General features: G+C 72.7%; 10 protein-coding genes and 3 pseudogenes. 11 read left to right on the top strand and 2 right to left on the bottom strand.

Going from position 1 to position 11,988, the window contains the following annotated elements; translation table 11 throughout:
* The first annotated feature begins 131 nt into the window (after positions 1 to 131).
* From ACGFQC_RS13050 to ACGFQC_RS13010, 9 genes are all read left to right on the top strand, one after another.
* Positions 132 to 1,649, top strand: a complete 1,518-nt coding sequence (locus ACGFQC_RS13050; protein WP_363087990.1) for a sugar ABC transporter ATP-binding protein — start codon at positions 132 to 134, stop codon at positions 1,647 to 1,649.
* Positions 1,646 to 2,683 carry an ABC transporter permease gene (locus tag ACGFQC_RS13045; RefSeq protein WP_363087991.1) on the top strand — a complete coding sequence of 346 codons (1,038 nt, stop codon included), beginning with the start codon at positions 1,646 to 1,648 and terminating at the stop codon, positions 2,681 to 2,683. Before ACGFQC_RS13050 ends, ACGFQC_RS13045 begins: the two co-directional genes overlap by 4 nt.
* A complete protein-coding gene (locus ACGFQC_RS13040; protein WP_363087992.1) occupies positions 2,676 to 3,698 on the top strand; it encodes an ABC transporter permease in 1,023 nt (340 codons plus the stop codon). Before ACGFQC_RS13045 ends, ACGFQC_RS13040 begins: the two co-directional genes overlap by 8 nt.
* Before the next feature lie 50 nt (positions 3,699 to 3,748).
* Entirely contained in the window at positions 3,749 to 4,831 is a 1,083-nt protein-coding gene (gene rhaS, locus ACGFQC_RS13035; RefSeq protein WP_363087993.1) for a rhamnose ABC transporter substrate-binding protein, read from the top strand.
* A gap of 17 nt (positions 4,832 to 4,848) precedes the next feature.
* Positions 4,849 to 5,169, top strand: coding sequence for an L-rhamnose mutarotase (locus ACGFQC_RS13030; RefSeq protein ID WP_363087994.1), 321 nt, complete (start codon positions 4,849 to 4,851; stop codon positions 5,167 to 5,169).
* A 63-nt stretch (positions 5,170 to 5,232) separates the two neighbouring features.
* A complete protein-coding gene (locus ACGFQC_RS13025) occupies positions 5,233 to 6,657 on the top strand; it encodes a BNR repeat-containing protein (protein WP_363087995.1) in 1,425 nt (474 codons plus the stop codon).
* A 91-nt stretch (positions 6,658 to 6,748) separates the two neighbouring features.
* Complete coding sequence (locus tag ACGFQC_RS13020) at positions 6,749 to 7,780, top strand: LacI family DNA-binding transcriptional regulator (protein WP_363087996.1); 1,032 nt, start codon at positions 6,749 to 6,751, stop codon at positions 7,778 to 7,780.
* 148 nt (positions 7,781 to 7,928) lie between these two features.
* The gene (locus tag ACGFQC_RS13015) at positions 7,929 to 9,230 is read left to right on the top strand and encodes an alpha/beta fold hydrolase (RefSeq protein ID WP_363087997.1); all 1,302 of its coding nucleotides are present in this window, start codon (positions 7,929 to 7,931) and stop codon (positions 9,228 to 9,230) included.
* A gap of 190 nt (positions 9,231 to 9,420) precedes the next feature.
* Positions 9,421 to 10,251, top strand: coding sequence for a pentapeptide repeat-containing protein (locus ACGFQC_RS13010; protein WP_363087998.1), 831 nt, complete (start codon positions 9,421 to 9,423; stop codon positions 10,249 to 10,251).
* Here the strand turns inward: ACGFQC_RS13010 and ACGFQC_RS13005 are convergent.
* Positions 10,216 to 10,678, bottom strand: a pseudogene (locus ACGFQC_RS13005) (cytochrome P450); the annotation flags it as partial. The gene ACGFQC_RS13010 and the pseudogene ACGFQC_RS13005 sit on opposite strands and share 36 nt — an antisense overlap.
* On the opposite strand from ACGFQC_RS13005, the pseudogene ACGFQC_RS13000 reads away from it, so the two are divergent.
* A pseudogene (locus ACGFQC_RS13000) lies at positions 10,668 to 10,938 on the top strand (TetR/AcrR family transcriptional regulator); the annotation flags it as partial. The pseudogenes ACGFQC_RS13005 and ACGFQC_RS13000 sit on opposite strands and share 11 nt — an antisense overlap.
* An 87-nt stretch (positions 10,939 to 11,025) precedes the next feature.
* Entirely contained in the window at positions 11,026 to 11,751 is a 726-nt protein-coding gene (locus ACGFQC_RS12995) for a DUF2470 domain-containing protein (RefSeq protein WP_363087999.1), read from the top strand.
* On the opposite strand, the pseudogene ACGFQC_RS12990 reads toward ACGFQC_RS12995, so the two are convergent.
* A pseudogene (locus ACGFQC_RS12990) lies at positions 11,722 to 11,880 on the bottom strand (beta-propeller fold lactonase family protein); the annotation flags it as partial. The gene ACGFQC_RS12995 and the pseudogene ACGFQC_RS12990 overlap by 30 nt on opposite strands.
* Between the last annotated feature and the right edge of the window lie 108 nt (positions 11,881 to 11,988).

Here is an 11,988-nt window from a genome sequence, read left to right as displayed (position 1 = left end):
AACTTTTCGAGGCGGACCCATTGACGTGACATGTCCGTCGTGCCTAACGTCCCGGCAATCCAGTTGAAACCTTTCACGACGTCGTGGCGGCCCCTCGGGGACTGTCGGCGGACGTCGTCGAGGAGCCATCCATGACCCACCCGTCCGACACGGGACCGGCCCCGGTGCTGGCGCTCAGGGACGTTTCCAAGTCCTTCGGCGCCGTACGCGCTCTGCGGGGCGTCTCCCTGGAGCTGTTCCCCGGCGAGGTGCACGCCCTCGCCGGGGAGAACGGCGCGGGCAAGTCGACCCTCATCAAGACGCTCGCCGGAGTGCACCGACCGGACGCCGGCCAGGTGCGGCTCGACGGCGAGCCCGTGGTCTTCCACGGTCCCGGCGACGCCCGTGACGCCGGCATCGCCGTGATCTACCAGGAGCCCACGCTCTTCCCCGACCTCTCGATCGCCGAGAACATCTTCATGGGCCGCCAGCCCCGGCGGGCCCTCGGCCGCATCGACCACAAGGCCACCCACGAGGCCACCGCGGCCCTGATGCGGCGCCTCGGCGTCGACCTGGACCCGGACCGCCCGGCGCGCGGTCTGTCCATCGCGGACCAGCAGATCGTCGAGATCGCCAAGGCGCTCTCCTTCGACGCCCGCGTCCTGATCATGGACGAGCCGACCGCCGCCCTCACCGGCAGCGAGGTCGCCCGCCTCTTCAACGTCGTGCGCACCCTGCGCGACGAGGGCGCCGCCGTGCTGTTCATCTCGCACCGGCTGGAGGAGATCTTCGCGATCTGCCGACGGGTGACGACCCTGCGGGACGGCGCCTGGATCGCCAGCGAGCCCCTCGACGGCATGACCGAGGACGACCTGGTGCGCCGGATGGTCGGCCGCGACCTCGACGAGCTGTACCCCAAGCAGTACGTCGATCCGGGCGAGGTCGCCCTCAGCGTGCGCCGGCTGACGCGCGAGGGCGTCTTCACCGACGTCTCCTTCGAGGTCCGGCGCGGTGAGATCGTCGGCCTCGCCGGCCTGGTCGGCGCCGGGCGCACCGAGGTCGCCCGCGCGGTCTTCGGCATCGACCGCTGGGACGCCGGCGAGGTGGAGGTCGACGGCCGCACCCTCACCAACGGCGCCCCGTCCACCGCCATGGCCGCGGGCCTCGCCCTGGTCCCCGAGGACCGGCGCGCCCAGGGCCTGGTGATGGACATGTCCATCGAGCGCAACATCGGCCTCACCGGCCTCCGCACCACGGTGAAGGCCGGCCTCATGGACCGCGGCGCCGAGCGCAGCCGCTCGCTCGACTGGGCGGTCAGGCTCCAGGTGAAGTACGCCCGGATCGCCGACACCGTCAACACGCTCTCCGGCGGCAACCAGCAGAAGGTCGTCCTGGCGAAGTGGCTGGCCACCGGGCCGAAGGTGCTCATCGTCGACGAGCCCACCCGCGGCATCGACGTCGGCACCAAGGCCGAGGTGCACCGGCTGCTGTCCGAGCTGGCCGCCGACGGGGTCGCCGTCCTGATGATCTCCTCCGACCTGCCCGAGATCCTCGGCATGGCCGACCGCGTGCTGGTGATGCACGAGGGCCGGCTCACCGCCGAGATCCCCCGCTCCGACGCCACCGAGGAAACCGTGATGGCCGCAGCCACGGGGAGGGCAGCCGCATGACGGTGACCGCTCCCGAAGCCCCCGCCGCAGAGGTGGCCAGGTCCAGCAGCACCCGCCTGGTGGACCGCGTCTTCAAGATGCGCGAACTGGCCATCCTGCTGGTCTTCCTGGTGATGATCGCCGTCACGCAGGCCGGCAACAGCGAGTTCCTGTCGGAACAGGGCATCAAGGACCTCCTGCTCAACGCGACCATCCTGGTCCTGGTCGCCACCGGCCAGTCCCTGGTCGTCATCACCCGCAACGTCGACCTGTCCGTCGGCTCCACGCTCGGCATCAGCGCCTTCGCCGCCGGCGTCCACCTCCAAGGCGGCGGCAGCCCGCTCGTCGCGGTCGCGCTGGCGGTCCTGCTCGGCATCGGCTTCGGCCTGCTGAACGGCCTCCTGGTCAGCCTCGGCCAGGTGCCGGCCCTGGTCGTCACCCTCGGCACCCTGTACATCATCCGCGGCATCGACTCCATCTGGGTCGGCTCCCGGCAGATCACCGCGGCCGACCTGCCCGGCGGTTTCGTCGACTTCGGCGCCGGCGGCATCTCCGCCGTGCCCTGGCTCGCGCTGATCGCGCTCGTCGTCCTGGTCGCCACCGCCTACTACCTCAAGCACTTCGGCAGCGGCCGCGAGCTGTACGCGCTCGGCTCCAACCCGGAGGCCGCCCGCCTCGCCGGCATCCCCGTCCGCAAGCGGATCCTGGTCGCCTACACCTTCTGCGGCGCCCTCGCCGGCCTCGCCGGAGCCCTGTACCTCGCCCGGTTCGGCAACGTCGACTCCGGCACCGGCAACGGCTACGAACTCACCGTCGTCAGCGCGGTCGTCGTCGGCGGCGTCGTCTTCACCGGCGGCTCCGGCAGCGTCTACGGCGCCGCCCTCGGCGCCCTGCTGCTGACCTCCGTCAACAGCGTGCTGCCCGCCCTCGGCGTCAGCTCCGTCTGGGTGCTCGCCATCAACGGCATCCTGCTCCTGCTCGCCATCGCCGTCGACCGCGTGGTCGCCGTGCGGGTGGCGTCGGCCCTGAAGAAGAGGAACGCCCGCCATGCCTGAGTCCGGATCCCTGGTGAACCGCGCCATCCGGTGGGACACGGTCGTCGGCGCCCTCCTGATCGTGCTGCTCCTGTTGTCCTTCTCCTTCGTGGACGGCTTCGGCAACGCCCTCAACCTGTCCTTCCTGATCGGCAACACGCTCCCCATCGCGCTGGTCGCCCTGCCGATGACCCTGCTGGTCGTCTCCGGCGAGATCGACCTGTCCGTCGCCTCCACGGCCGGCCTGTCCGGCGCGGTGATGGGCGCCCTGTGGAACCAGGGCATGACCATCGAGGCGATCATCCCGGTCTGCCTGCTGCTCGGCGTGGTCTGCGGCCTGGTCAACGGGCTGCTGGTGACCCGCCTCGGACTGCCCTCGCTCGCCGTCACCATCGGCACCATGGCCGCCTACCGGGGCATCGCGCAGATCGTGCTCGGCTCCGACGCGGTCACCGACTTCCCCGCCCAGTACCTGGACTTCGCGGCCGGCCGCATCGGCGACACCTTCGTCCCGCAGGCCCTCCTGCCCTTCGTGGTCCTCCTCGCGATCGCCGTGGTCGCCCTGCACGCCACCCCGTTCGGCCGGTCGCTGTTCGCGATCGGCGCCAGCGAGGAGGCAGCCCGGTTCGCCGGCATCCGGGTCAGGCGCCAGAAACTGATCCTGTTCACCCTGACCGGCCTGATGGCCTCCCTCACCGGCGTCTTCTGGGCCCTGCACTACGCCAGCGCCCGCTACGACAACGCCACCGGCCTCGAACTGTCCGTCGTCGCCGCGGTGCTGCTCGGCGGCATCGACTTCGACGGCGGCAAGGGAACCCTGGGCGGAGCCATCGCCGGTGTCTTCCTGCTGGGCGCCCTGCAGAACGTGATGAGCCTGAAGGACGTCTCCGCCCAGTCGCAGATCGTCGTCACCGGCATCCTGCTCGTCCTGTCCGTGCTCGGCCCCCGTGTCGCCCGCCAGATCGCCGTCGCCCGGGCCGGCCGGCGAGCCGCGTCGGCACCACCACCGGCCGGCGCACCCGCCCCGGCCCCGTGACCCCCCAGCCACCCCCCGCGTCCTCCCGTACACACAAAGGACCCCTCGCCATGCGCAAGTCATCCCTCCGCCGTACCTGCGCGGCCCTGGCCGCCGTCACCTCCCTCGCGCTCGCCGCCACCGCCTGCGGCGGCACCACCAAGGAGGACGTGAAGAACGAGAGCACCGGCGCCGCGGCCTCCGCCGGCAAGGCCGACCCGAACGCGGCCACCAAGAAGGGCCTCACCGTCGGCTTCCTGCCCAAGCAGGTCAACAACCCGTACTTCACCACCTCCGACAAGGGCGGCGAGGCGGCCCTGAAGGAACTGGGCTCCAGCTACAAGGAGGTCGGCACCAGCAGCGGCACCGACACCTCCGGCCAGGTGTCCTACGTCAACACGCTCACCCAGCAGCAGGTAGACGCGATCGCCGTGTCCGCGCAGGACCCGGGGGCGCTGTGCACCGCGCTCAAGCAGGCCATGAGCAACGACATCAAGATCGTCACCTACGACTCCGACACCAACCCCGAGTGCCGCAACGCCTTCGTCTCGCAGGCCAGCGGCGAGGACCTGGGCCGCACCGAGGTCCAGCTGCTCGCCGAGCAGATCGGCTACAAGGGCGAGATCGCGATCCTGTCCGCCGCGCAGACCGCGACCAACCAGAACGCCTGGATCGAGTTCATGAAGGACGAACTCAAGGACGCCAAGTACAAGGACATCAAGCTCGTCAAGGTCGCCTACGGCGACGACGACGCCCAGAAGTCCTTCCAGCAGACCCAGGGCCTGCTCCAGGAGTACCCGAACCTGAAGGGGATCATCTCCCCGACCACCGTCGGCATCAAGGCCGCCGCCCAGTACCTGTCCGGGTCCAAGTACAAGGGCAAGGTCAAGCTGACCGGCCTCGGCACCCCCAACGACATGCGCAAGTACGTCAAGAACGGCACCGTCGAGGCCTTCGAGCTGTGGGACCCGGCGAAGCTCGGCGCGCTCGCCGCGCAGACGGCGGTGGCCCTGGTGTCCGGCCAGATCACCGGCAAGGAGGGCGAGACCTTCACCGCCGGCGGCACCAGCTACACCATCGGCAAGGACGGCGTGATCAGCCTCGGCAAGCCGACCGTCTTCGACGCCAAGAACATCGACCAGTTCAACTTCTGATCACACAAGGGGTGTTGATGCAACGCGTGTGCTTCCTGCTGAAGGTCCGGGCGGACCGCCTCGACGAGTACCGCGAGCGGCACGCCGCCGTCTGGCCGGAGATGCTCGACGCTCTCTCGGCCACCGGCTGGCACAACTACTCGCTCTTTTTGCGCGAGGACGGACTGCTCGTCGGCTACCTGGAGACCGAGGACTTCGCCGCGGCCCGGGCCGGCATGGAGGCCACCGACGTCAACGCCCGCTGGCAGGTGGAGATGGCGCCGTTCTTCGAGTCGTTGGACGGCGCCCGGCCCGACGAGGCCATGAAACCGCTCACCGAGGTCTTCCACCTCGCCTGACCTCCTCCCCGCGTTCCCCTCGTACGAGACGACGGAAGTCCCCGAGATGAACGGAGTCCTGAGATGAGACGACGCACGCTGCTCGGCGCGGCCCTGGCCGGTGCCGTGACGACGCCCGCCCTCGCCGCCGGCACCGCACGGGCCGCAGACCCCGGCCCCTCGGTGACGAGGACCGGCACCACCACGCTCGACAGCCGGGCGATCTTCTTCGTCTCCTACGACGGCCTGGTCAACAACAACTCGTTCCAGAAGAACGGCCTGCTGACCTACAAGGGCCACCAGTACGCCGTCTGGTACACCGCAGACCGGAGCGCCGTCGTCGGCCGCCGCGTCCTGGGCGGCAGCACCTGGTCCACCGTGAAGGTGGGCCACACGCTCCGCTACGACGACTCCCACAACGTCATCTCCATGGGCGTCTCCAGGACCGACGGCCGGCTCCACCTCAACATGGACTCGCACAGCGACGGCTTCACCTACGTCAAGTCGGTCGCCGGGCTCATGGACGACCCGTCGGGACTGAGCTGGACCGCGAGCCGCTTCGGCGCCCCCCAGTCCACGCTCGACGGGCTCACGCTCACCTCCCAGTTCACCTACCCGCAGTTCGTCGCCACGCCCGAGGGCAGGCTCCAGCTCAGCTACCGGGTCGCCGTCTCCGGCAACGGCCGCAACGCCCTCGCCGAGTACGACGGCACCAGGTGGACCGCCCTCGGCGAGTGGTCCGCCGCCACCGGCACCTACACCGGCGAGCACGGCTCCAGCACGGCCCGCAACATGTACCTGCACGGCATCGACTACGACCGGGGCGGACGGCTGCACGCCTTCTTCACCTGGCGCGAGCAGAACGGCGCCGTGATGTGCGACGGCGGCGGCATCACCAACCACGACACCGGCTACGTCTACTCCGACGACCGCGGCCGCACCTGGCGCAACGACGCCGGCACCGTGGTCGGCACCACCGGCGGCTCCGACAGGGTCGCCGTCACTGACGCCGGACTCGTCGTCGACCCCCTGAACCCCGACCACTCCCTGATGAACCAGGAGAGCCAGGCCACCGACTCGGCGGGCCGCCCGCACGCGATCATCAGCTACGTCCCCGGCCGCTTCGGCCAGTGCACCACGGACTACGTCGCCGACCGCACCGCCAACGGCCGCGCCTTCCACCTCCGCAAGAACGCCTCCGGCACCTGGCAGAAGACCGAGATCCCGATCCCGCTCAACTCCAGCCAGCGCACCAGACTGATCCTCGACAGATACGACAACGCCTACGCGGTCCTCCCCTTCGGCCGGATCGCCGGCGCCTCGAAGGCCTCCGGACACACCGACTGGAAGCTGCTGTTCGACGGCGCCGGCCTCAACGCCTTCGGCGAGGTCGTCGTCGACGAGACCCGGATCGCGCAGGACGGCGTCCTGTCCGTCCTCTACCAGGAGAAGTCGAGCGGGACGACCCCCTCGGCGCTCCGCGTCGCCGACTTCCGGCTCCCCACCTGACCGGTCCGGTGCGCGGCGGGGTGGCGGTAATGTGAAGGCCCCCGACGCCCCCACCGTCCCTCGTCCCTGACTCTCTGGAGGTTTCTGCCTGATGGCCCAGTCGGTGGGAATCAAGGATGTCGCCCGCGCCGCCGGCGTCTCGGTCGGCACGGTGTCCAACGTCATCAACCGCCCGGACACCGTGGCCACGGAGACCCGCGCCCGCGTGCTCTCCACGATCGACCGGCTCGGCTACGTCCGCAGCGAGTCCGCCCGCCAACTGCGCGCGGGCCGCAGCCGGATCATGGGGCTGCTCGTCCTCGACATGGGCAACCCCTTCTTCGTGGACGTCGCCCGCGGCGCCGAACGGGCCGCCCGGCAGGCGGGTCTCGGCGTGATGGTCTGCAACAGCGCCGAGAGCGCCGGCGAGGAGGCCGAGTACCTGTCCCTCTTCGCCGAGCAGCGGGTGCGGGGCGTCCTGCTCACCCCGGCCGACGCCACCGGCCGCAACATCGCCGCGTTCCGCCGGCACGGCATCCCGTTCGTGCTGGTCGACCGGGTCTCCGAGGGCACCACCGAGTGCTCGGTCTCCGTCGACGACGTGGCCGGTGGCGCGCTCGCCGTACGCCACCTGGTCGACGCCGGACACCGCTCCGTCGCGTACGTCAGCGGCCCGCCCGGCCTCACCCAGATCCGCGACCGCCGCACCGGCGCCCTGAGCGCCCTCGCCGAGGCGGGCCTGGGCCCCGAGTGCCTGCGCGAACTGCCCACCGAGCGGCTCGACGTGGCCGCGGGCCGGGACGCGGGCGCCCGCCTCCTCGGCCTGGCCGACCGCCCGACCGCCGTGTTCTGCGCCAACGACCTGCTCGCCCTCGGCGTCCTGCAGGCCATGTACGCGGCCGGCGTCAACGTCCCCGACGACCTCGCGATCGTCGGCTACGACGACATCGAGTTCGCCGCCGCCGCGGCCGTACCCCTGACGTCCGTCCGCCAGCCGGCCGTCACCATGGGCGCCCTGGCCGCCGACATGCTCCTGGAGGAGACCGAGGAGGGGCCCGGCGGCGGGGCGCGGCCGCACGAGCACCGGCGGGTCGTGCTCCAGCCGGAGCTGGTGGTGCGCCGGTCCAGCCTGTCGCCGCGCTGACCGGCCGTTCAGCAGTGACGATTCGCCTGCCGGCAGCGGCTTGACCCGCCGTTCAGCGGCGGTTCGTGATCCCCCGGGCTCCGCCGGCGCCGGGACATGTGCTGAACTGGGACGCGGCCCGCACCTCGATCGTCACGGGAGCCTCACGTTGTCCGACAGCTACCGTCAGCCCGGCGTCGTCCTCACCGACCGTCGCTTCACCGTGCCCCTCGACCACGCCGACCCCGCCGGGGAGACGATCGAGCTGTACGCCCGCGAGGTCGTCGCGAGCGACAAGGCGCGGCAGGACCTGCCCTGGCTGGTCTACCTCCAGGGCGGACCCGGCTTCGGCGCCTACCGGTTCGTCGGCCGGCAGGCCTGGCTCGACCGCGCCCTGAAGGAGTTCCGCGTCCTCCTGCTCGACCAGCGCGGCACGGGCCGCTCCACGCCCGCCAACCGGCAGACGCTCCCGCTGCGCGGCGGTCCCGCCGAGCAGGCCGCGTACCTGACCCGCTTCCGCGCCGACTCCATCGTCCGCGACTGCGAGCTGGTGCGCCGCGAGGTCACCGGCGGCGCCCCCTGGACCGTCCTCGGCCAGAGCTTCGGCGGCTTCTGCGCGGTCACCTACCTCTCCCTCGCCCCCGAAGGGCTCGCCGCGGCCCTGATCACCGGCGGGCTGCCCGCCCTGGACGCCCACGCCGACGACGTCTACCGGGCCGCCTACCCGCGCATGGAACGCAAGACGGCCGCGCACTACGCCCGCTACCCGCAGGACGTCGCCCGCGCCCGCCGGATCGCCGAGCACCTGCTCGCGCACGAGGTGACCCTCCCGAACGGCTACCGCCTGGGCGTCGAGGCCTTCCAGAGCCTCGGCATCCTCCTCGGCGGCAGCGAGGGCAGCCACCGGCTGCACTTCCTCCTCGAGGACGCCTTCGTGCCCACCCCGGACGGCCCCGCCCTGTCCGACGCCTTCCAGGAGGAGGTCCAAGGGCTCCTGTCGTACGCCTCGCACCCCCTCTACGCCCTCGTCCACGAGTCGATCTACGGCCAGGACGAGCGGCCCACCGCATGGTCGGCCGAGCGGGTGCGCGCCGAGTTCCCGCAGTTCGACGCGGCGAAGGCGCTGGCGGGCGACGGACCCCTGCCGCTGACCGGCGAGACCGTCCACCCCTGGACGTTCGACCGTGACCCGGCGCTGCGCCCACTGCGCGAGACCGCCGAACTCCTGGCCGCCCGCACCGACTGGACACCCCTCTACGACCCGGCCCGCCTCGCCGCCAACGAGGTCCCGGTCGCCGCGGCGGTCTACCACGACGACCTCTACGTCGACACCGCGCACTCGCTGCGGACCGCCCGCGCCGTCCGCGGTCTGCGCACCTGGGTCACCGACGAGTTCGAGCACGACGGCGTCCGCGCGAGCGGCCCCCGCGTCCTGGACCGGCTGCTCGCACTGACCCGAGACGAGGTCTGACCCGCGACGGTGTCCGACTCGCGACGACGTCCGACCCGCCCGGCGAAGCCGCGGGTGCTCCGCCGCCCGAACACCGTTCTCCCTCCGAGGCGTTGACCCACGGGAGCCCGACACCCACGTGCGGGACTTCCCGACCGGGGCGGCCCGGCCGGTGGGGGAACGTTTCGGCACGGTCGGTAGGGTGGACGGAATGCGAGACCAGACGGTGGACCGGGAAGACCTGCGCGGTGACTGCGCGAACTGCTTCGGATTGTGCTGCGTGGCCCTGCCCTTCGCCCGCTCCGCGGACTTCGCGATCGACAAGGCCGCCGGCACGCCCTGCCCCAACCTGGGCGAGGACCACCGCTGCGGCATCCACGCCCGGCTGCGGCAGCAGGGTTTCAACGGCTGTACGGTCTACGACTGCTTCGGCGCCGGCCAGAAGGTCTCGCAGGTCACCTTCGGCGGCCGGGACTGGCGCACGGGGCCCCGCGGCCACGCCCGCCGCATGGCCGAGGTCTTCCCCGTGGTCCGGCACCTGCACGAGCTGCTCCGGTACCTCACCGAGGCCCTCGCCCTCCCCGCGGCAGCCCCGCTCCACCCCGAGCTGCGCCGGGCCCTGGAACGCACCGAGGAACTGACCCTGGGCACCCCGGAGGAACTCGTCGCGCTGGACGTGTCCGCCCACCGCGAGACCGTCAACGCCCTGCTCCTGCGTACCAGCGAACTGGCCCGCGCCGGCCTGCCCGGCCGCAGGAGGGAACACCGGGGAGCCGACCTGATGGGCGCCCGCCTCAGGGGCGCCGACCTGCGCGGCGCCAACCTGCGCGGTGCCCTGCTCGTCGCCGCCGACCTGCGCGGCGCCGACCTGCGCGGTGCCGACGTCATCGGTGCCGACCTGCGTGACGCCGACCTCACCGACGCCGACCTGACCGGTGCGATCTTCCTGACCCAGCCGCAGCTCACCGCGGCCCGGGGGAGCACCGGGACCAGGCTGCCGGGGTCGGTCGACCGGCCCGCGCACTGGACGGCGGGGCGCTGAGACGGGCTCCTGCGCGTCCGCTCCCCGCACGCCCGTCGCCGTGGCCGCCGGCGTGCGCCGCTCCAGCCGCAGCCGCAGTCCCTCCGGCATCAGGGGCAGCCGCTCGGTCACCCGCAGCCGGTAGCCGGCGCCGGGCACCGGCTCGTAGCGGCGCGGCAGCAGACCGAGCACCGGCGTGGCCTCGTGCGGCGCGAACTGCCGGCCGGTGCAGGCCCGCACCCCGGTGCCGAACGGCTTGAAGGTGTGCGGGGCACGCGCGCGTACCGCCGCCGCCCCGGAAGCGGTCCGGGTCGAACTCCTCGGCGTCGGCGCCCCGCACCTCGGGGTCGCGGTGCGGCACCGCCGTCAGCACCAGCGCCCACGCGCCTCGCCGTATCGGATGCTCCCCGGCCAGGACGGTGTCCTCGCGGGCCTCCCGGGCGAACGAGGCCGGCGACCGGGCCGTGCGCCGCGTCCACCGGCGGGCGCCGGCCGCCCGGGAGCGGCAGCTCCTCGCGGCCCTCTCCGCCGACCCCGAGTTCGGCCGGCTGTCCGGGGAGCGCGCCGACGTGCGCCTCGCGGTGCGCGGCCGGCCGGCGTTCGCCACGGCGGTGTGCGCGGAGCGGCCGCGCGGGTCCGACGACGCGCTGTCCCGGGAGCAGGTCCGCCGGCTGTGCGCGGGCGCTGCTCGGCGTCATCGCCCGCTGACGGGTGCCGCACGGGTCCACGGGGCCCGGTTGGCGTACACCCCGATCTCCGATAGGTTAGGCAAGCCTTACCTAAGGAGGTCCTGGGATGGATGACAGCGACAACTGGACGGCCGTGCCCGGCACGGCGGAACGGGCCCGGTCCGTGCTCGCCGCGGCATGGTCCTGCGCGGTGACCGCGCAGGGCGGCCGCGAGGAGTTCGTCGGCGCGCACACCGTCGCCGACGACGGACGGGTGGTCCTCCGCGTGCCGGAGGACAGCGCGCTGCTGACGGCGGCGATCTGCGCGCCGCGCGGGGAGCCGTCCGCCGTGCTGGAGTTCGCGGACGTCGCACCCGTGCCCGTCCGCGACCGCGTCCGCGCCAGGCTCTGGCTGGCCGGCTGGTTCGTCCCCGAGGACGGCCGGCTCGCCTTCCACGCCACCCGCGTCGTGCTGAAGGAGCCCTCCGGGACGGTCGTCGTCGCGCTCGACGAATTCGCCGCCGCCGCGCCCGACCCGCTGGCGGCGGCCGAGGCCCGGCTGCTCACCCACCTCGCCGACGCCCACCCCGACGCCGTGGAACGCCTCACCCGGCTCGTCCGCAAGGAGAGCCTGCACGGAGCCGTCCGGGTCCAGCCGCTCGCCGTCGACCGCCACGGACTCACGCTGCGCATCGAACGCGTCCGCGCCCACGGCGACGTACGCCTGCCCTTCCACGCGCCGGCCGACGACGTCGGGCAGCTCACCGAGCGCATCCACGTCCTCCTCGGCCAGGCCGCCGCCGCGTCCTGCCCACGGGCCCTGCAGCGGCAGCGCACAGACCGCGACGGGTGACGCGAACGGCTCGCCCGCGCGCCGCAGGGCGCCGTCGCGGCCGTCCACGTGGAACGCGGCGACCGTGCCCGAGCGCTGGTTCGCGGCGAACGGCAGGCCGCCGTCGGGGGAGGGGGCGAGCTGCCGGGGAACTCCCCGCCGCCGTCCCGACGGCCACCCTGGTCCGCGAGGACCACCGGACACCGGACGCAAAGCCGGACGAGGCCTCCTGCACGCCGGTCACGGCCCCGAGGCGTC

Source organism: Streptomyces sp. NPDC048734, assembly GCF_043198675.1.
Lineage (GTDB): Bacteria > Actinomycetota > Actinomycetes > Streptomycetales > Streptomycetaceae > Streptomyces.
The sequence above is the reverse complement of the archived record's forward strand: the minus strand, read 5'-3'. Positions and strand labels throughout refer to the sequence as shown.

Coding starts and splice junctions, on each gene's coding strand:
- rhaS (WP_363087993.1), top strand. CDS start 3,749: ATGCGCAAGTCATCCCTCCGCCGTACCTGCGCGGCCCTGGCCGCCGTC.
- ACGFQC_RS13040 (WP_363087992.1), top strand. CDS start 2,676: ATGCCTGAGTCCGGATCCCTGGTGAACCGCGCCATCCGGTGGGACACG.
- ACGFQC_RS13045 (WP_363087991.1), top strand. CDS start 1,646: ATGACGGTGACCGCTCCCGAAGCCCCCGCCGCAGAGGTGGCCAGGTCC.
- ACGFQC_RS13030 (WP_363087994.1), top strand. CDS start 4,849: ATGCAACGCGTGTGCTTCCTGCTGAAGGTCCGGGCGGACCGCCTCGAC.
- ACGFQC_RS13025 (WP_363087995.1), top strand. CDS start 5,233: ATGAGACGACGCACGCTGCTCGGCGCGGCCCTGGCCGGTGCCGTGACG.
- ACGFQC_RS13050 (WP_363087990.1), top strand. CDS start 132: ATGACCCACCCGTCCGACACGGGACCGGCCCCGGTGCTGGCGCTCAGG.
- ACGFQC_RS12995 (WP_363087999.1), top strand. CDS start 11,026: ATGGATGACAGCGACAACTGGACGGCCGTGCCCGGCACGGCGGAACGG.
- ACGFQC_RS13020 (WP_363087996.1), top strand. CDS start 6,749: ATGGCCCAGTCGGTGGGAATCAAGGATGTCGCCCGCGCCGCCGGCGTC.
- ACGFQC_RS13010 (WP_363087998.1), top strand. CDS start 9,421: ATGCGAGACCAGACGGTGGACCGGGAAGACCTGCGCGGTGACTGCGCG.